We start from the raw sequence: 16,931 nt of genomic DNA, 5'->3' as shown, positions 1-16,931 counted from the left end.
CGGTGCGGATGCAAATGGAGATTGGCCGATGTTTGAGCGCAGCTTGCGGGACTGGCGGACGCGGCGGGGCATGAGCCAGATGGCCTTGGCGCTCGCCGCCGACGTGTCGCCGCGGCATCTGAGCTTTCTGGAGTCCGCACGGGCGCGACCGAGTGCCACCATGGTGATGCGCCTCAGCGAAGCGCTCGACCTGCCCTTGCGAGAGCGCAACGGATTGCTGGTCGCGGCTGGCTTTGCGCCGCATTTCGGGGACAGCGCCTGGTTGAGCCCGCAAATGGACGACGTGCGGCACGCGGCGCAATTGCTGCTCGAAGCGCATAGCCCCTCCCCGGCCATGGTCCTCGACGCTGCCTTCACCATTCTCGACGCCAACGATGGCGCCTATGCGCTGATGGGCGGAAAGCCGGAGCATGACGCGCCGCTCAACCTTGTCGACCTGGTATTCGTACCCGGACCAATCCGGGAGGCGATCGTCAATTGGAATGAGGTCGCCGGTTACCTGCTGCATAGACTGCGTGAAGGGACGCGACGGCATGGACCGGAGTCGTCCGTTGCCCGGGTGCTTGCGCGGACGCGCCGACAGGCGGGCGCAGCGGAGCTTGAGGGCGCGCATGCGACGGTGCGCGGATCGGTGCTGCTGCCGCTTGAGTTCCGCATAGACGGCGTAACAACGCGCTGGTTTACCACGGTGACCAGCTTCGGCGGCCCGCAGGATGCGTTGGCCGAGGAAATCACCATCGAGCAGTTTCACCCGGTGGTCGAAGGGGTCGTCTAGTCGGCCTGTGCGCGGTTGAAGCGCAAGCTCAGTGCGAAAATCGCGACGATGGCCAGCAGCAGAATGGCCCGCAGCACAAACCCGACGAAGCCGATGCGTATGTCCGGGCTGCCTGACAGGTAGAGCAGGAGTTCAAGTGTGGTGGCACCAATCAGCAGCACCGCGCCCCAGCTGGCCTTGATCCAGAGGCCCACGGCGGCAAAGAGACGGGCGAGGCAGAATACCGCCAGGAACACGAAGGACGTAAAGCCCATTGCCGTGATCGGGCTGGTGGCGCCAAGATTGACCCCGAGCAGGCGCGAGGCGTCGCTGAGTCCGAGGATCAGCGCGAGAATTGCGACGATGCGCACATAAAGCGCAAGACTTGGGGCCTGAAACAGCATGGCGCGTTTGATACCCCGCCTGCCTCGCTGCGACAAGCGGCGGCTTGGACGGGCGAGCCCGGACTGGTAACTAGGGCCGCAACAAGGAGAGCATCCCATGACCCAGAGCTGGCCCAAGCACGATATGTCGTTCCTCGCGGGCCGGCGGATGCGACGGTTGCGGCAAAGCGTGTGGAGCCGGGCCATGGTGCGCGAAACCGAACTCTTGCCCCGGGACCTGATCTGGCCGCTCTTCGTGATCGAAGGGCGGAACGAAAAGACCCAGATCAAGACCATGCCCGGCGTCGAAAGGCTGTCGATTGACCTGATGGTCGAGGCGGCCCGGGCGGCTCGGGATGCCGGCATTCCCGCGCTGGCCATCTTCCCGAACACGCCCGATCACCTGCGTAGCGAAAATGCGGTCGAGGCCTACAATCCGGACAATCTGATGTGTCGGGTACTCAGTGCCATCAAGTCGGCCGTGCCCGATATCGGGCTTATCGCCGATGTGGCGCTCGACGAGTATTCGAGCGATGGCCAGGACGGGCTGGTGCGCGACGGCGAGATTCTCAACGATGAAACCGTCGCCGTCATGGTCAAGTCAGCACTGGCCCAAGCGCGGGCCGGCGCTGACATTATCGCGCCGTCGGACATGATGGACGGGCGCGTGGCCGCGATCCGAGCGGCGCTCGATGACGAGGGTTTCGACCACGTCCAGATCATGTCCTATGCGGCCAAGTATGCTTCATGCTTCTACGGCCCCTTCCGTGAGGCAGTCGGATCGGGCAGTCGCCTCAAGGGTGACAAACGCACGTATCAGATGGACTTTGCCAATTCGGATGAAGCCCTGCGCGAGATCGAGCAGGACATTGCCGAAGGCGCGGACAGCATCATGGTCAAGCCCGGCCTGCCCTATCTCGACGTGGTGAGGCGGGCCAAGGACGCGTTCAACGTGCCAATCTACGCCTATCAGGTGAGCGGGGAATACGCGATGATCGAGCTGGCGGGCGCCGCCGGAGCGATCAACCGCGACGCGGCAGTGCTCGAGAGCCTCTGGGCCTTCAAGCGGGCCGGGGCAAACGGCATCCTCACCTATTACGCGCTGGAAATGGCGCGGAAGCTGGGCGGTTAGGTCAGGTCATTTGGATGTTGCACCGTTGTCACTCCGGCGAAGGCCGGGATGACTTCAGTGGACTGGGCGGCCCCTGCAGTGATCCCTAACCTGCCTTTTCGGTCAGGCCGTCTTCCGAAGCCATCTGCGCCGGGCGTTCGCCGCGGCGTGTGCGGATCGCGCTGATGACGCCCGCGAGCGCGACCAGCAGCATGCCACCGATGGCGACCGGTTCGGGCGCGTGGCCGAAAATCAGCCAGCCGAGGATGCCGGCCCACAGAAGGTGCATATAGCTCATGGGCGCTATGAAGGCAGCGGGCGCATAACGATAGGACTGGGTGAAGCAATAGTGCCCCAGCCAGGCCGATACGCCGAGTCCGATGAAGAGTGCGATCTGCAGCGCGGTCGGTGCGATGCCGTGCATGGTCCAGGGCAGGAAGATGCCGAAGCCAATGGCCCCGACAATCGCCGAGTAAAATAGCATGGCCATGGTCCGTTCGGTGCGGGCAAGCACGCGAGACAGCAGATTGTAAGCGACGCCAACCATGACGTTGCCGAGCACAAATACCACGCCCAGGGGATCAAGGCCGCCACCGGGCCGCGCAATCAGCAGGACACCGGCAAAGCCGATGACCGCGGCGATCCAAGCGGAGGCGCCGACCTTCTCCTTGAGGACCGGACCCGACAGCGCCACCACCAGGACCGGACACAGGTATACGATGGCCGTGGTCTCGGCGACCGGCATGCGCTGCAGCGCGAGGCTGACCAGGAGCGAACCGAGCGCCAGGCTGATCGCCCGCACCACGACCAGACCAGTGCGCTGGGTGCGCACCATTTCGCGGCCGTGGAACGGAGCAACCAGCGCCAACATCAGCAGACTGTGGCCGATATAGCGGATGGCCGTGACCATGGGCGCGTTGTACTCGGTCAGGAGCAGCTTGTTGGTGGTGTCATTGTAGGCAAAGAGCAGCGTAGCGCCGACAATGAGGAAGAAGCCGCGCAATGGCTGGTGAGTCAGCGCCGGAACGGGCGCAGATATGGTCGTCATCGCAATAATCCGGGGGATCGCGGCCGCGAAAGCGGGGGCGACTCGCTCAAATGAAGGACTTGAGCCTAACGCGGATTGGCGGGCAGCGACAGCGCGCCGAGCTTAGTCCTTATGGCTGATGAGCAAGCCAACCTCATGGGTCACATCGATGCCGCCACCTCCGTCCGCGTGAGCCCGTTCGATGGCCGCACGGAAGGCCTGTTGCTGATCGGGTGGCGCGGTGTCGCCCGGCGGATAAGAGGTCAGCGCAAGATAGACCACTTCCGGATCGGTGACGCGCATCGTGGCCGGATGCAGGTGCAGCGTGACGTTGCCGAAGGTCGCGTGCATCAGTTCGCGTGCCCGCTCCAGGCCGAAAGCCTGCGCCGATGGATCGACCGGGGCGCTGCCGAAGACTGTGGTGAGGCCGTAGAGTTCGGCCATGTTGCGCATGCCGTTGGTGGTCACAACGAGGCTTCCGCCGGGCCTGAGGACGCGCTTGAAATCGGCCAGGGCCTGCTGCTGATCTGTCACGTGGTAGAGCATATGCATGGCGATCACGGCGTCGAAACTGGCATCGGCAAAGGGCAGTGTCGACGCATCGCCCACCACTCCCGCGACCGATGACAAAGGCAGTGGGCGACACCGCTCCAGTGCCTCCTCGACCATTCCGGGCGACTGGTCGAAGAGCGTGAGTGCTAGGCCGGCGGGGAGTTCGATGCTCGCCTCGGGCCAGAACCAGGCCGGCCCGCACCCGACGTCGAGCACGCTGGCGCCCGGTGCGGCCGGGACATGCCGCGCTACCCAGGTGAACCAGGGCACCTCGGCCTGCCCGAACGTGTGCATCCGGGCGCGGGCGGCAAGCCTGGCACTGTCTGCATATTGACGGTGCATGCCGTCGGTAATCGTGTTCATGGCTGGTCCTCCTGAGCGAAGCGTACTGTCTCGACTGGGATCCGTCACCTGCATGCATCATTTGCGCATTTTCACGCTGAACCTCTTGCAAGCCGGGGCTGCCGTGACAATGTTCTGCGCCATGACACAGGACACTGCCGACCGCCCCTACCTGCCTGATCCCGCCACCGCGCCCGAACTTTTCGACGGGCTGCTGACACGGCGCGTTGCGGCCTATCTCGTCGATCTGGTGCTGATCGGGACGATCGCCCTGGCGATGGGGCTTGTCGGCGTGTTGCTGGGCTTTCTGACGTTTGGCCTCGCCTGGATGGCGCTGGTGTTCGTGCTGCCTGGGGCCGTCGTGCTCTATTATGCCCTGACCCTGGGCTCGCATCGGCGGGCCACGGTCGGGATGCAGATGATGGACATCGTGCTCACGCCGACGCGCGGCCAGCCGCTGGATGGCTGGATGGCGATCTTCCACGCCTTGCTGTTCTGGCTCACCTTCTGGATCTGCTGGCCGGTGACGCTGCTGTTCGCGCTGTTCACGCCGCGCCGGCAAATGATCCATGACCTGGTGATGGGCACACTGATGGTGCGCCGTTCGCCGATGACGCGGCATTGGCAGCGAGCGCGGGCTGCGGATCAATACACCGTTTGAGACGTTGAAGGTGAGACCGGAGCGCGATAAGCTCTCCAAATCCGCACCAACGGGTCCCTGATGACCGACCAGACGCCCGAAACCACCCAGCTCTTCCTGACAGCCGCCCTGCCCTGCCCCTACCTGCCGGGCAAGATGGAACGCAAGCTGTTCACGCATCTGAGCGGCCGGCGCGCCTCGATGCTGCATCAATTGCTGAGCGACAACGGCTTTCGTCGCAGCCAGAACCTCATTTATCGACCAGCCTGCGAGGGCTGCAACTCCTGCCAATCGGTGCGGATCGTGACGCGCGAATTTGCGCTCAACAAACGCTTCCGCCGCGTCAACCGTGCCAATGCCGACATTTCGGTCTCGGTGCAGCCGACCGTGGCGACGATGGAGCAGTATGAGCTGTTCAAGCGCTATCTCGATGCCCGCCATGCGGGTGGCGGCATGACGCAGATGAGCTATCAGGACTACGAATATATGGTCGAGGATACGCCGGTGCAGTCGGTGCTGGTGGAGTATCGCCTGAGTGACCTGCCCGACCAGCCGCTGGTGGCCGTAGCGCTGACCGACGTGATGCCCGACGGGCTCTCGATGGTCTATTCCTTCTACGATCCTGACCTGATCCACCGCAGCTTGGGAACCTTTGTCATTCTGGACCATATCGAGCAGGTTCGCACGGCCGGGCTCGACTTTGTGTATCTGGGCTATTGGGTAAAGGACTCACCCAAGATGGCCTATAAGGGCGACTACCGGCCGCTGGAAGTGCAGCGCGGCACGCTGGGCTGGACGCGGCTGGAAGCGTAAAACTCACACCACCAGATCGAAGACGATGAGCCCGTCGCGGCCGCCCTCGAGGGCAGCGACGAGTTTTGCGCCTGCCGCCTGATGGGCCGGATGGACCAGGTAGGCATCGCGGGTCGCCGCATCGATGAAGTCCATGGAAAAGCCATCGGCATATCCCCTGTCCTTGCCTTCCGGCGAGACATTGGGACCATAGCTCATGGAGAGGAAGCCGGGGACAACGGATTTCAGCGCCGCCAGTTCGGCATAGATGGCGTTGCGGTCATCGATCGAGACATCCGGGCGGAAGCGCAGCAGGACGATATGGCGGATCATTTTGATGAGTCTCCGACGGGGGTTAGTCGTAATGCTTGAGGTGGTGAATCCGATGCGGGCGGTCGCTGTGCCACCCTCCGCTCAAAGCGAGGGTAACGACGGAGGGTGCGACGGCATGGCTATACGTGGAAACGCCGCCACCCCCACCTGCTCGATTCAACGGATTTAGCGACGAGCCAAGCCCTATCTCGCTTCCGGGTGGGGTGATGGGTCCACCTGCTGTGGGGAAATCCCGAGTCTTCTGAATCCTATCCTACGAACTTGTTGTTCTTCGGGAAGCCAGTCGGCGGCTGGCGGCCGGCGGTGGCGCGGTCGCTGGCCCAGTCGACCAGCTCCTCGGTGGGCTTGGAATAGGTGCGGCCGGACGAGTCGGTCCAGGTCAGGCCATCGGCGGCGTAGAAGGTCTTGATGTCGGAAATGCCGCCATCCTTGTAGCGCTGGAGGCGCACGCCCTTGCCGCGGCTCATCGCGGCGAGCTGCGCCAGCGGGAAGACAAGCAGCTTGCGGTTTTCGCCGATGACGGCGACGCGATCGCCCATGCACGGCACGATCAGCCGCGCCTCGTCAGGCAAGGAGACATTGAGGATCTGCTTGCCCTTGCGGGTATTGGCGACGAGATCGTCCTCGTTGACGATGAAGCCGTAGCCCGACGACGAGGCGATGATGCGCTGCTTGCCCGGCGCATAGACGAAAAGCGCGACGATGTCCTGCCCTTCCTCGATGTCCACCATGATACGCACGGGCTCGCCCTGGCCGCGACCGCCGGGCAGCTTGTCGGCACCGAGCGTATAGACCTTGCCGCCGGTGGTAAGCATCAGCAGCTTGTCGGTCGTTTCGCATTTGATGGCGAGCTTCAGCCTATCGCCGGTCTTGAAGCCCTTTTCGTCATTGACCTCGACGGCGTGGCCGCGCGGGGCGCGGATCCAGCCCTTCTCGGAGAGGATGACGGTGATGGGCTCGCGCTCGATAAAGGCTTCTGAAACTTCGGCGGCATCGGCAGTAGGCGCGTCGCCATAGATGGTGCGGCGGGCGCCCAATGCATGCGGGGTCACCCCGTCGGCCTCGAACAGCGGATAGGCCTTCTTCAGGGCCTCCACCTGCTTGGCGATCTCGCCCCACTGGCGCTTGTCGGAGGCGAGCAGCGCTTCGAGCTTTCCCTTTTCCTCGGTGAGGTTCTTGTGCTCCTGCCGCAGCTCGATTTCCTCGAGTTTGCGAAGGGACCGCAGGCGCATGTTGAGGATCGCTTCGGCCTGATTGTCGGTCAGGTTGAAGGTCGTCATCAGGCTTGCCTTGGCATCATCCTCCTCGCGGATGATGCGGATCACCTCGTCGAGGTTGAGATAGGCGATGATATAGCCTTCGAGCACTTCGAGGCGGGCGGCGATCTGTTCAAGCCGATGCTGGCTGCGGCGCACCAGCACGACCTTGCGGTGGTCAAGCCAGGCGCGCAGTGCGTCGGCGAGGCTCATGACGCGCGGGGTCATGCCCTTGTCGAGCACGTTGAGATTGAGGCTGAAGCGGACTTCGAGTTCGGTGAGCTTGAACAGCTGCTCCATGAGGATGACGGCATCGACCGTGCCGGCACGCGGCTCGAGCACGAGGCGAATGTCATCGGCACTCTCGTCGCGCACGTCCTTGAGCAATGGCAGCTTCTTGGCCAGCAGCAGCTCGGCAATCTTTTCCACGAGGCGCGACTTCTGCACGCCGTAGGGGATCTTGGTGACGACGATCTGGTAGACGCCCCTGCCCTTTTCCTCCTTTTCCCAGATGGCACGATGGCGGAAGGCGCCGCGGCCGGTTTCATAGGAATTAACGATGGAGGAGCGGCTTTCGACCAGTTGCCCGCCGGTCGGAAAGTCGGGGCCGCGGATAAGGTCGTCCATGCTGGGCCGAGCGGTCAGATCGGCATGGACGAGGTCTTCGGTCGTGGCCGCCGGGTTGTGAATGAGCTTGAGGGCGGCGTTGCAGAGTTCAACCAGATTATGCGGGGGCACCGAGGTCGCCATGCCGACGGCAATGCCAGTGGAGCCGTTGGCAAGCAGATTGGGGAAGTTGGACGGCAGCACCGTCGGTTCTTCGTCCTCACCGTCATAGGTCGGCCGGAAATCGATGGCGTCCTCGGTGATGCCTTCGAGCAGACGCGTCGCCACATCGGTCATGCGGCTTTCGGTGTAACGCATGGCGGCCGGGCTATCGCCGTCGATATTGCCGAAATTGCCCTGGCCGTCGACCAGCGGGTATCGGAGGGCAAAATCCTGCGCCAGACGCACCAGCGCGTCGTAGATCGACTGGTCGCCATGCGGGTGGAACTTACCGATGACGTCGCCGACAATACGGGCGGACTTCTTGTAGCCCTGGTTGGGATCGAGCCGCAGCAGCCGCATTGCATGGAGAATGCGGCGATGCACGGGCTTGAGCCCGTCGCGGGCATCCGGCAGAGCACGCTGGGTAATCGTGGACAGGGCATAGGACAGATACCGCTCTTCAAGCGCCTGCTTGAGATCGACAATGCGCTGGTCGTCGGGCGGCGGAAGGGTATCGGCGTCGGACATGCGGTACTCAACCAATGAGAACGAATCGGGAGCAGATTAGCGTGGCGGGGACCAGAATGGTGCGGAGACACGCGGTTTTGCACGGGTTTGGGGCATTGGGTCCGAGGCCTGGCGTCGCTGGATGCGAAAGGTGGATTGCCCGGTCAAGCCGGGCAATGACGGGCGTGGGGAAATCGGACCTTCCCCCTGCGTCACCACCCGGCTTGACCGGGTGGTCCAGCCTTCTTGCCTACTCCTCCGTCAAAAGCTCGATCAGCTTTTCGCGCGTGGCGGGGGGATCGAGCTGGCGGGCGGACCACACATGCATGTGCAGGAAATGACCGGTGAGGCGGAACGCGGCCCTGATGTCGTCGGGCGAGGCATTGCCCCGGGCATGAAGGAAGCTCGGGAGCGGCAGCAGCCGATCCTTGTAGGGCTCGGCGGCGGCGCGGCTGACGGCTCGGCCTGACTTGGGCGAGACGTGGGTCAGGTCCTCGGTGACGCCGGTGGCGGCGCAGGTTTCGAGGTCGAGGCCGAAGCCAAGATCGTCGAGCAGAGCCAGTTCGAACCGCGCAAGGGCGGCGGCATCGGGTTCACTGTCAATCAGATTGAGCGCCATGCCGAGGAGGCGGTCATGCGGATCGCGCTCGGGCAGCAGGTGAAGGTGTTCGCAGACCGTCTGGGCGAGATAGAGGCGCCTGCGGTCGGCAAAGAGGCCGGCGGCGCGCGAATGCATCAACTCGACCGTGAAGGTGCCGAGGTGGTCCTCCAGTCGCGCGCGCCAGGTGAGCTGGATGGTGTTGCCGGGCTGGAGCGTCGCGGCGAGCTTTGGCGACCGTCCGCCCCGAATAAGGCCCGCATATCGCCCGCGCCCGGCCACCATCGCCTCGGCGATGACGGAGGTCTCGCCGTGGCGGCGGACGCCTATGAGCAGGGCTTCACCGGTCCATTCCATCAGTCTTGCGACCCGTCGGCGGCCGGTTCGAGGCGCTGTCGCAGGGTGGCCAGCACGTCTGCAGCAAGGGCGATGCGCTGTGCATCCATGCCGGCCGCCAGACCATCGACCCAGGGACGCTGCAACTTGTTGATGGCGGCCATGGCCTCGACGCCCTGCCCGGTCAGGCAGACCAGGCGGGCGCGCTTGTGGTGGGGATTGTCGCGGAGCTCCACGAGGCCATCGGCGAGGAGTTCATTGACGAGACGCTGCACGCTCTGGCGCGCCAGACCCATATCGCGTGCAATGTGGGCAACGGGTTGCGGCGCCTGTGCCATGGCCACCGCCCCCAGCACCTGCCAGCGCGCGCTGGTCAGCCCAAGTGGCGCGACCAGTTGATCGCCCGCCGCCACCAGGGCGGCATTGGCGCGGAAGATATCAAGAAACAGGGCACTGAGAGCAATAGACGCGTTCATATTGACAGCACTCAACCGTTTTGACAGCATACTGTCAATCTGACATGACACCAGATAAACTCGATATGGAGACCAAACATGACTACACCATCGCAAGCGCGGACCGAGTCCCTATTCCGCATAGACAGCTTTAGCGTACCGACCGCGAGCCGCGAAGCTTTCCTTGTCCAGGCACTGGACACCAAGCAGTTCCTGGACGAGCAGCAGGGCTGCCTGCAGAACCACCTGCTCGAGCATCATTCCGGAGCGGATCGCTTCAACGTGGTGACGGTGGTCGAGTGGGAAAGCGAAGCCGCCTTTGCCCAGGCCAAGGCCGCCATGATGGCAAAGCGCAAGGCGACCGGCTTTAATCCGGAGCACTTCCTCAATGCCCTCGGCATCGAGGCCAATATGGCCAACTACGCGACCGTGCCCTGAGGGCGCGGTTCACTTCTTCTCATGCGGGAATTCGAGACCCATTTCGCGGTAGCGTTCCGGATCATCAGCCCATTTCTCGCGAACCTTGACGAAGAGGAAGAGGTGGATGGGCACCTCGTACATCTCCATCAGTTCCTTGCGGCTCTCTGCGCCGATGGCCTTGATGGTCTGGCCACCAGCGCCGAGCACGATCTTCTTGTGGCTCTCGCGGCTGACATAGACGACTTGGTCGATCTTGTAGGAGCCGTCCTTCTGGATCTTGAAGCTCTCGGTCTCGACGGTGGAATTGTAGGGGATTTCGTCGTGGACGCGGAGGAAGAGCTTTTCGCGCGTCACCTCGGCCGCGGTGATGGCCATGGTGAGATCGGTAAGGTGATCCTCGGGAAAGTGCCAGGGCCCGGGCGGGATATGCTTGATGCACCAGTCGATGAAGTCCTTCACGCCATGGCCTTTTAGGGCCGAGAGCATGAAGGTGGCTTCGAAGCGGGTGCGCTCGTTGAGGCCTTGCGAGAGCGCCAGCAGGCTCTCATGCTTGACCTGGTCGATCTTGTTGAGGATCAGCACCTTGGGCTGGCGGATGTTTTCGAGGCCTTCGAGCAGGGTTTCGATGTCTGGCGTGACGCCACGGTCGGCATCGAGGATGAAGGCGACGATGTCGCTGTCCCCTGCCCCGCCCCAGGCGTTTTCGACCATGGCGCGTTCCAGCCGCTTCTTGGGCGCGAAAATGCCGGGCGTATCGACAAAGACAAGCTGGGCCTGGTCGAGAGTGAGCACGCCGCGGACCTGACTGCGCGTGGTCTGGGCCTTGTGAGTGACAATGGAGACCTTGGTGCCAACAAGCGAGTTGAGCAGGGTCGACTTGCCGGCATTGGGCGCACCAACCAGGGCAATGAAGCCGCAGGAGGTAGCGGCCAGTTCATCAGGGGTGTTCATTTGCGTTCCTTCCAGACCTTTTGACGGACCAGAAATTGTTCGGCGACGCGGTGTTCAGCGATCTTCTTGGACGGGCCGATGGCCTCGAGCCGCTCGAAGCCGCTCAGCTCCACGCCAATTGTGAATTCGGGCGCATGGTCGGGGCCGGTGCGCTCCACCAGCACATAGGCGGGCGGTTCCAGGCCGCGGGCCTGGGCCCATTCCTGCAAGGTGGTCTTGGCATCGGCCCTGTTTGCCTGACCATCGGCAAGATAGTCCTCGAAATGGCTCTCGATGAACCGGCGCGCCGGCTCCAGGCCTCCGTCGAGAAAAATGGCGCCAATGATCGCCTCGGTAATGTCGCCAAGAATGGCGTCCTTGTCGGCGCCGCCCGACCTGGCTTCGCTGTCGCCAAGGATCATTTCCTTGCCCAGATCGAGCTGGCGAGCAATGTCGGCGCAGGTTTCCTTGCGCACCAGCGTGTTGAGCGAACGGCTCAATTCACCTTCATTGGAGGCGGGATAGCGGTGGTAGAGCATGTCGGCCACGACGAGGCCGAGGACCCGGTCACCGAGAAATTCCAAGCGCTGATAGGATTTCTCGATGCGCTTGCCCGGCGAGACGGCGCTCGAATGGCTCAGCGCACGGTCCAGCAGTTCCGGATCGGCAAAGCGGTAGCCAAGCCGAAACTGGAGCTTTTCATGGGTCTTGTCGCGGCGGCTCACGGCGCTTCCAGATTGGGATCCGGCTGGTCGCTATAGACCGAGCGGAACATGCGGTTCCAACGGACATTGGCCGGCCACTGCCAGATCTGCCAGGGTGGAATGTTGTCCTCGATGGAGAAGAAGATGGCCTCGGCCTTGGCAATCAGGTTGATGGCGGGAACATAGCCGACCTGCGACAGGACGCGGCTATCGGCCGAACGGTCGCGGTTGTCGCCCATCATGAAGTAGTGGCCTGCCGGCACCACATATTCAGGCGTGTTGTCGAGCGAGAGGTTGTCGCCGATTTCCTGAATGATGTGGGCTGTGCCCTCCGGGAAAGTCTCGCGATAGATCGTGACCTCGCGGCTATCGCCATTGCTGTCGGTGTCGATGGCCTTGCCCACTTCCTCGCGCTCGACCATCGTGCCGTTGATGTAGAGACGGCCATCGCGCATCTGGATGCGGTCGCCGGGAAGGCCGACAATGCGCTTGATGTATTCCATGTTCTGCGGAACCGGACGGAACACGGCGATGTCGCCGCGATTGGGGTCTCGCCCGAGGATGCGGTTGTTGATCGGCAGTTCGAAATCCAGCAGGGCGAAGTCGCCATAGCGGCCCAGCGAGAACGAGTGCTTGCCATAGCCCCAGACAAACTTGTTGGCGACGAAGTAGTCGCCGATCATCAGCGTCTGCTGCATGGATGCAGTGGGGATCGAGAACGGCTGGTACAGGAAGAACCGCAGGACGATGGCGATGAGCAGCGCCTCGATGACGACGACGATGGTTTCCACCCACTCATTGGTCTTCTTGGCGGGCTTGTCGGCAGGCTGGCTCATGGTTTTTCCCGGAATAGCGGTGCGGAAGGGTTAGGCGTTTGGCCGCGCGGGGTCAACTTGCTTGATATGCCTGGCCCGGCACGCCTATTTGATCGGCAGGGCTTCGATGATGACGAAAGCCTGCGCGAGGCCGGCGTCGTCGGTAATGGTCAGGTGGATATGGGGCTCGTGTCCTTCGGGGACAAGCCGGGCCAGCGCCTTTGCCGCACCATTGGTCAGCCGCATGGTCGGCTTGCCGGAAGGCAGGTTCACCACCCCCATGTCGCGCCAGTAAACGCCCCAGGAAATGCCGGTGCCCAACGCCTTGGACATGGCTTCCTTGGCAGCAAAGCGCTTGGCATAGGAGGCAGCCCGCTGGGCGCGGCGGTCAGACTTCTGCTGCTCGATCTCGGTGAAGCAGCGATGGGTGAAGCGGGTGCCGTACTTGGCCAGCGTCTGCTCGACGCGGTGGATCTGGATGAGATCGGAACCCAGGCCGACGATCACTTCACCCCCTGAATGCCACGGCTGCCGGGCTTGACGGCGGGGATGGCGGCGAGTTCGGGCGGAAGCTGGTCGGCGGGATAGGCGGGGACCTTGAAATCGATGAGCTTGACCAGGGGGACGCCAACATCGGCTTCGCCACCAGAGCGATCGATAAGGCAGGCCGCGGCGACCACATTGGCGCCGATCTTGCGCAATGCATCGACGCATTCGCGGATCGAGAGACCGGTGGAGACAATGTCCTCCACGACCACAACCTGATCGTCGGCGGAAATCTCGAAGCCTCGCCGCAGCTCGAACTGTCCATCGACGCGTTCGGTATAAAGGGCCGGCACGCCGAGATGGCGCGCGGTTTCGTAGCCGGGAATGATGCCGCCGATGGCGGGCGAGACAACCTTGGTGACGCCGGGCACTTCGGCACGAATCTTGTCGGCCAGCGCCTTGCAGAGTTTTTCGGTCTGGTGCGGATACTGGAAGACCCTGGCCTTCTGCAGAAACACGGGCGACCGCAGGCCCGAGGAGAGGATGAAGTGCCCCTCCAGCATGGCGCCGCAATCGCGGAAAATCTGCAAAACGTCTTCTCTATCCATCCCGGCCACTCCTATCGACACTTCCGTCCCATTCGAGGGTCGAGATCATTCCCGCCTCGCGAATGCCCGCCCGCTGTACTGCGGACAGGCCGGGACTACGCTTGAGCGTTGCCAGAACATCGGTCAGTTGCGCAAGGTCGCGCACTTCGATTTCAAAGATCATCTGATGGAAATCGGGCGAAATCATCCGCATCACCAGATTGTTGATATTGGCCTCGCAGGCGGCAATGGCGGCGGAAATCTGCGCCAGAGAGCCGGGCCGGTTGACCGATTCCATCGAGATGACGGTGGGATAGAGCTTTTCGTCTCCCTTGCTGAGATTCCAGCGTACGTCCACCCAGGCCACATCGCTGTCGTGCTTGGCGATCAGAGCATCGGAGTGGATGGGGTAGACGGTCAGCGGGCTGCCCGGCTCGAGGATACCGACCAGGCGGTCCCCCGGGACAATCCCCTCGCCCGATACGGTGACCGGCGTATGGAAATCGAGCTGGGCGAGCGCGGTCGTTGCATTGGGGCCGGAGCGCTGGCCGCCGGGCACCCGGAAGCGGAACTCGTCCGAACCGCGCAGGGCAAACCAACCGTCTGCCGTATCGGCCACGGGCAATTCAAGTTTGCGGCGGCGCTTGCGGATGCCCTTGACCTGGGCCAGGGCGGCAGAAAGGGGCTCGGAGCCTATCTTGCCCTCGCCCACGGCCACGAGCAGATCACGCTTGCTCTGCAAATCGAGCGCCTCGGCCAGGGCCTTGGCCTCGCTCTCGTCCAGCATCACGCCTTCGCGCTCAAGCATCATGTTGAGCACATGCTCGCCCAGGGCAAAGGCGCGCTGGGCCGCGGCATGGCGCACGGCGCGGCGGATGGCAGCGCGGGCCTTGCCAGTGGCGGCAATGCCGATCCAGTTCGAGGGTGGGCGATGGTTCTGGTCGCGCAGGATTTCCACCTCGTCGCCCGAGCGTAGCTGGGTGACGAGCGGCAGGATCAGGCCGTTGATCTTGGCGCCGACACAGGTATCGCCGATGTCGGTGTGCAACGCGTAGGCGAAGTCGATGGGCGTGGCGCCGCGCGGCAAGGCGATGAGGCGTCCGCGCGGGGTGAAGCAGAAGACCTGATCCTGGAACAGTTCGAGCTTGGTGTATTCGAGGAAATCCTCGCTCGAAATGCCCGAGGTCAGGTGAGAAATGGTCTGCCGCAGCGAGCCATAGGCATGCGATTCCATCTCGATGCGACCGAGATTGGCCGAGGCGCCATCCTTGTAGAGGGCATGGGCGGCGATGCCGAACTCGGCGATGCGATCCATGGCCTCGGTGCGGATCTGGAGCTCGACGCGCTGACGGCTGGGGCCGACGATGGTGGTGTGGATCGACTGGTAGTCGTTGTGCTTGGGGACCGAGATATAGTCCTTGAAGCGCCCCGGCACGACTTTCCACGTCGTATGGACGAGACCGACCGTGCGGTAACATTCCTCCTCCGAGCCCACGATGACCCGGAACCCGATCATGTCGGAGAGCTGTTCGAGGGCAATCGACTTGCGCTCGATCTTGGAGAAGATCGAATAGGGCGATTTGACCCGCGCCTTGACCCGCGCGGCGATGCCGGCCTCGGCGAGGCGCTCGGTCAGCTCGGCGGTGATGGTATCGATAGTCTCGCGATTGTCCGCCTGCATCTGGTCGAGGCGGGCAATGATGGCCTCGTAATGGTCTGGCTGGAGAATGCGGAAGCTCAGGTCCTCGAGCTCGTTGCGCATGTCCTGCATACCCATGCGTCCGGCCAGCGGAGCATAGATATCCATGGTCTCCTGCGCGATACGGCGCTGCTTGTCGGGCGCCATGAACTGCAAGGTGCGCATATTGTGCAGGCGGTCAGCCAGCTTGACCAGGAGGACGCGGACGTCCTGGCTGATGGCGAGAAGGAGTTTTCGCAAGTTCTCGGCCTGCGCCTCCTCGCGGGAAACGAGGTTCAGGCGCTCGATCTTGGTGAGGCCGTCGACGATGGTGCCGATCTCACCGCCGAACAGCTGATCGATCTCGGCGCGCGTGGCGTCGGTGTCCTCGATGGTGTCGTGCAGGAGCCCAACAGCGATGGACGCGTCGTCGAGCTTGAGCTCGGTGAGGATTGCCGCCACTTCCAGCGGATGATTGAAATAGGGGTCCCCGGAAGCGCGTTTCTGCGAGCCATGCTTCTGCATGGCGTACACATAGGCCTTATTCAACAATTGCTCGTCGGCGTTCGGGTTATAGGCCTGAACGCGTTCGACGAGCTCGTACTGACGCATCATGGATTAAGTCGCCCGCTCGCAGAAAAGGAGCTTAGCGCCTGTATCAGAAATGAAAAGAGCGCCCGGCGCATACCGGACGCTCTCTGATATATTCGGATCACCGTGTGCCGCAAGGCCGGTGCATGCCATTCGAGCATAGCTCTCATGGCCTTCTAGACTTGAAGGGCTCCACTGGAGCCCTTCATCGGCAATGCCGAACGTCCGCGAAGCTCCTCAAATCGCTCCACTGGAGCGATTTGCAAGACTCAGCCTAGTCGTCGCGACGCTCCGGCGGAGCGAGGCTCTCGATGCCGCGCAGCAGTTCTTCTTCGCTGATGGTGTCGAAGTTGATCGCGTCGTCGTCGCCGGCGCTTTCGATCATCGGAGCCGCGGTGTTTTCCGGCTCGTCGACCTCGACATATTTCTGCAGCGAGTGGATCAGGTCTTCATGCAGGTCTTCAGGCGAAATGGTGCCATCGCCGATTTCGCGCAGGGCAACGACAGGGTTCTTGTCGTTGTCACGCGGGACGGTGATCTGGCCACCGGAGGAAATCATGCGCGCGCGATGGGCGGCCATGAGGACGAGATCGAAGCGATTCTCGACCTTTTCGATGCAGTCTTCAACGGTGACGCGTGCCACGAACGTCTCCACACTTTGGGGGAAATGAATGGCCGCAATACACGATGCAGGGTGTGATGACAAGGGAGCCCGGCCCACGAAAGCCTGATCGCCCCCTGCTTTACGGACCGGGCTAAATGTGCGAAGACCGAATTTAAGTTTTAAAACTACCTTCGGAATTTAATTAAAGCGCCGTCGCAGGCGGTTTTTCAGCCTCCGGCAGCCCCTGCCCTTCAGGAATTCG

At 62.9% G+C, this 16,931-nt stretch carries 19 protein-coding genes; 5 read left to right on the top strand and 14 right to left on the bottom strand.

Annotated elements, in window-relative coordinates:
- The first annotated feature begins 28 nt into the window (after window positions 1-28).
- The gene (locus MQW79_RS01005; protein WP_476586298.1) at window positions 29-775 is read left to right on the top strand and encodes a helix-turn-helix domain-containing protein; all 747 of its coding nucleotides are present in this window, start codon (window positions 29-31) and stop codon (window positions 773-775) included.
- Here MQW79_RS01005 and MQW79_RS01000 read toward each other — a convergent pair.
- Window positions 772-1,158: a DUF6163 family protein gene (locus tag MQW79_RS01000; RefSeq protein ID WP_476586297.1), complete on the bottom strand. Its 387-nt coding sequence runs from the start codon at window positions 1,156-1,158 to the stop codon at window positions 772-774. The genes MQW79_RS01005 and MQW79_RS01000 overlap by 4 nt on opposite strands.
- 97 nt (window positions 1,159-1,255) lie before the next feature.
- Between MQW79_RS01000 and hemB the strand changes: the two genes are divergently transcribed.
- The gene (gene hemB, locus MQW79_RS00995) at window positions 1,256-2,269 is read left to right on the top strand and encodes a porphobilinogen synthase (protein ID WP_476586296.1); all 1,014 of its coding nucleotides are present in this window, start codon (window positions 1,256-1,258) and stop codon (window positions 2,267-2,269) included.
- Window positions 2,270-2,354: 85 nt separating this feature from the next.
- Here hemB and MQW79_RS00990 read toward each other — a convergent pair whose 3' ends face one another.
- Together MQW79_RS00990 and MQW79_RS00985 are read right to left on the bottom strand one after the other, a co-directional pair.
- Window positions 2,355-3,296: a DMT family transporter gene (locus MQW79_RS00990; RefSeq protein ID WP_476586295.1), complete on the bottom strand. Its 942-nt coding sequence runs from the start codon at window positions 3,294-3,296 to the stop codon at window positions 2,355-2,357.
- Between the two features lie 102 nt (window positions 3,297-3,398).
- Window positions 3,399-4,190, bottom strand: coding sequence for a class I SAM-dependent methyltransferase (locus MQW79_RS00985; RefSeq protein WP_476586294.1), 792 nt, complete (start codon window positions 4,188-4,190; stop codon window positions 3,399-3,401).
- 121 nt (window positions 4,191-4,311) lie between these two features.
- Here MQW79_RS00985 and MQW79_RS00980 point away from each other — a divergent pair, with 121 nt between their 5' ends.
- Together MQW79_RS00980 and MQW79_RS00975 are read left to right on the top strand one after the other, a co-directional pair.
- Window positions 4,312-4,830, top strand: coding sequence for an RDD family protein (locus MQW79_RS00980; protein ID WP_476586293.1), 519 nt, complete (start codon window positions 4,312-4,314; stop codon window positions 4,828-4,830).
- A gap of 60 nt (window positions 4,831-4,890) precedes the next feature.
- Window positions 4,891-5,622, top strand: coding sequence for an arginyltransferase (locus MQW79_RS00975; protein ID WP_476586292.1), 732 nt, complete (start codon window positions 4,891-4,893; stop codon window positions 5,620-5,622).
- Between the two features lie 3 nt (window positions 5,623-5,625).
- Here MQW79_RS00975 and MQW79_RS00970 read toward each other — a convergent pair whose 3' ends face one another.
- The 4 genes from MQW79_RS00970 to MQW79_RS00955 form a co-directional block, all read right to left on the bottom strand.
- Window positions 5,626-5,934, bottom strand: a complete 309-nt coding sequence (locus tag MQW79_RS00970; protein WP_476586291.1) for a Dabb family protein — start codon at window positions 5,932-5,934, stop codon at window positions 5,626-5,628.
- Between the two features lie 248 nt (window positions 5,935-6,182).
- Entirely contained in the window at window positions 6,183-8,486 is a 2,304-nt protein-coding gene (gene parC / locus MQW79_RS00965) for a DNA topoisomerase IV subunit A (RefSeq protein WP_476586290.1), read from the bottom strand.
- Window positions 8,487-8,715: 229 nt separating this feature from the next.
- Complete coding sequence (recO, locus tag MQW79_RS00960; RefSeq protein WP_476586288.1) at window positions 8,716-9,420, bottom strand: DNA repair protein RecO; 705 nt, start codon at window positions 9,418-9,420, stop codon at window positions 8,716-8,718.
- Window positions 9,420-9,875: a MarR family winged helix-turn-helix transcriptional regulator gene (locus MQW79_RS00955; RefSeq protein ID WP_476586287.1), complete on the bottom strand. Its 456-nt coding sequence runs from the start codon at window positions 9,873-9,875 to the stop codon at window positions 9,420-9,422. The genes recO and MQW79_RS00955 overlap by 1 nt, the downstream gene beginning before the upstream one ends.
- A gap of 78 nt (window positions 9,876-9,953) precedes the next feature.
- Here MQW79_RS00955 and MQW79_RS00950 point away from each other — a divergent pair, with 78 nt between their 5' ends.
- On the top strand, window positions 9,954-10,292 hold the full coding sequence (locus MQW79_RS00950) for an antibiotic biosynthesis monooxygenase family protein (RefSeq protein ID WP_476586286.1): 339 nt from the start codon (window positions 9,954-9,956) through the stop codon (window positions 10,290-10,292).
- A 9-nt stretch (window positions 10,293-10,301) separates the two neighbouring features.
- Here MQW79_RS00950 and era read toward each other — a convergent pair whose 3' ends face one another.
- The 7 genes from era to rpoZ form a co-directional block, all read right to left on the bottom strand.
- Window positions 10,302-11,225 carry a GTPase Era gene (era, locus tag MQW79_RS00945; RefSeq protein WP_476586284.1) on the bottom strand — a complete coding sequence of 308 codons (924 nt, stop codon included), beginning with the start codon at window positions 11,223-11,225 and terminating at the stop codon, window positions 10,302-10,304.
- Window positions 11,222-11,929: a ribonuclease III gene (rnc, locus tag MQW79_RS00940; protein WP_476586282.1), complete on the bottom strand. Its 708-nt coding sequence runs from the start codon at window positions 11,927-11,929 to the stop codon at window positions 11,222-11,224. The genes era and rnc overlap by 4 nt, the downstream gene beginning before the upstream one ends.
- Window positions 11,926-12,744, bottom strand: a complete 819-nt coding sequence (gene lepB / locus MQW79_RS00935) for a signal peptidase I (RefSeq protein WP_476586281.1) — start codon at window positions 12,742-12,744, stop codon at window positions 11,926-11,928. The genes rnc and lepB overlap by 4 nt, the downstream gene beginning before the upstream one ends.
- An 84-nt stretch (window positions 12,745-12,828) precedes the next feature.
- Window positions 12,829-13,230: a holo-ACP synthase gene (gene acpS, locus MQW79_RS00930; RefSeq protein ID WP_476586279.1), complete on the bottom strand. Its 402-nt coding sequence runs from the start codon at window positions 13,228-13,230 to the stop codon at window positions 12,829-12,831.
- Complete coding sequence (gene pyrE, locus MQW79_RS00925) at window positions 13,227-13,817, bottom strand: orotate phosphoribosyltransferase (RefSeq protein WP_476586278.1); 591 nt, start codon at window positions 13,815-13,817, stop codon at window positions 13,227-13,229. Before pyrE ends, acpS begins: the two co-directional genes overlap by 4 nt.
- Window positions 13,810-16,089 carry a RelA/SpoT family protein gene (locus tag MQW79_RS00920; protein ID WP_476586277.1) on the bottom strand — a complete coding sequence of 760 codons (2,280 nt, stop codon included), beginning with the start codon at window positions 16,087-16,089 and terminating at the stop codon, window positions 13,810-13,812. The genes pyrE and MQW79_RS00920 overlap by 8 nt, the downstream gene beginning before the upstream one ends.
- Before the next feature lie 250 nt (window positions 16,090-16,339).
- Window positions 16,340-16,708, bottom strand: a complete 369-nt coding sequence (rpoZ, locus tag MQW79_RS00915; RefSeq protein WP_476586276.1) for a DNA-directed RNA polymerase subunit omega — start codon at window positions 16,706-16,708, stop codon at window positions 16,340-16,342.
- Between the last annotated feature and the right edge of the window lie 223 nt (window positions 16,709-16,931).

The sequence above is a fragment of the Devosia sp. Micro-HW1 genome, from assembly GCF_056341075.1.
This window is presented reverse-complemented; position numbering and strand designations above follow the sequence as displayed.

What these genes read in the sequence shown, in the direction of transcription:
- MQW79_RS00955 (WP_476586287.1), bottom strand. Translation starts at nt 9,875, where the DNA reads ATGAACGCGTCTATTGCTCTCAGTGCCCTGTTTCTTGATATCTTCCGC.
- MQW79_RS00990 (WP_476586295.1), bottom strand. Translation starts at nt 3,296, where the DNA reads ATGACGACCATATCTGCGCCCGTTCCGGCGCTGACTCACCAGCCATTG.
- era (WP_476586284.1), bottom strand. Translation starts at nt 11,225, where the DNA reads ATGAACACCCCTGATGAACTGGCCGCTACCTCCTGCGGCTTCATTGCC.
- recO (WP_476586288.1), bottom strand. Translation starts at nt 9,420, where the DNA reads ATGGAATGGACCGGTGAAGCCCTGCTCATAGGCGTCCGCCGCCACGGC.
- MQW79_RS00920 (WP_476586277.1), bottom strand. Translation starts at nt 16,089, where the DNA reads ATGATGCGTCAGTACGAGCTCGTCGAACGCGTTCAGGCCTATAACCCG.
- MQW79_RS00975 (WP_476586292.1), top strand. Translation starts at nt 4,891, where the DNA reads ATGACCGACCAGACGCCCGAAACCACCCAGCTCTTCCTGACAGCCGCC.
- MQW79_RS01000 (WP_476586297.1), bottom strand. Translation starts at nt 1,158, where the DNA reads ATGCTGTTTCAGGCCCCAAGTCTTGCGCTTTATGTGCGCATCGTCGCA.
- MQW79_RS00970 (WP_476586291.1), bottom strand. Translation starts at nt 5,934, where the DNA reads ATGATCCGCCATATCGTCCTGCTGCGCTTCCGCCCGGATGTCTCGATC.
- MQW79_RS00985 (WP_476586294.1), bottom strand. Translation starts at nt 4,190, where the DNA reads ATGAACACGATTACCGACGGCATGCACCGTCAATATGCAGACAGTGCC.
- lepB (WP_476586281.1), bottom strand. Translation starts at nt 12,744, where the DNA reads ATGAGCCAGCCTGCCGACAAGCCCGCCAAGAAGACCAATGAGTGGGTG.
- MQW79_RS01005 (WP_476586298.1), top strand. Translation starts at nt 29, where the DNA reads ATGTTTGAGCGCAGCTTGCGGGACTGGCGGACGCGGCGGGGCATGAGC.
- pyrE (WP_476586278.1), bottom strand. Translation starts at nt 13,817, where the DNA reads ATGGATAGAGAAGACGTTTTGCAGATTTTCCGCGATTGCGGCGCCATG.
- parC (WP_476586290.1), bottom strand. Translation starts at nt 8,486, where the DNA reads ATGTCCGACGCCGATACCCTTCCGCCGCCCGACGACCAGCGCATTGTC.
- MQW79_RS00980 (WP_476586293.1), top strand. Translation starts at nt 4,312, where the DNA reads ATGACACAGGACACTGCCGACCGCCCCTACCTGCCTGATCCCGCCACC.
- hemB (WP_476586296.1), top strand. Translation starts at nt 1,256, where the DNA reads ATGACCCAGAGCTGGCCCAAGCACGATATGTCGTTCCTCGCGGGCCGG.
- MQW79_RS00950 (WP_476586286.1), top strand. Translation starts at nt 9,954, where the DNA reads ATGACTACACCATCGCAAGCGCGGACCGAGTCCCTATTCCGCATAGAC.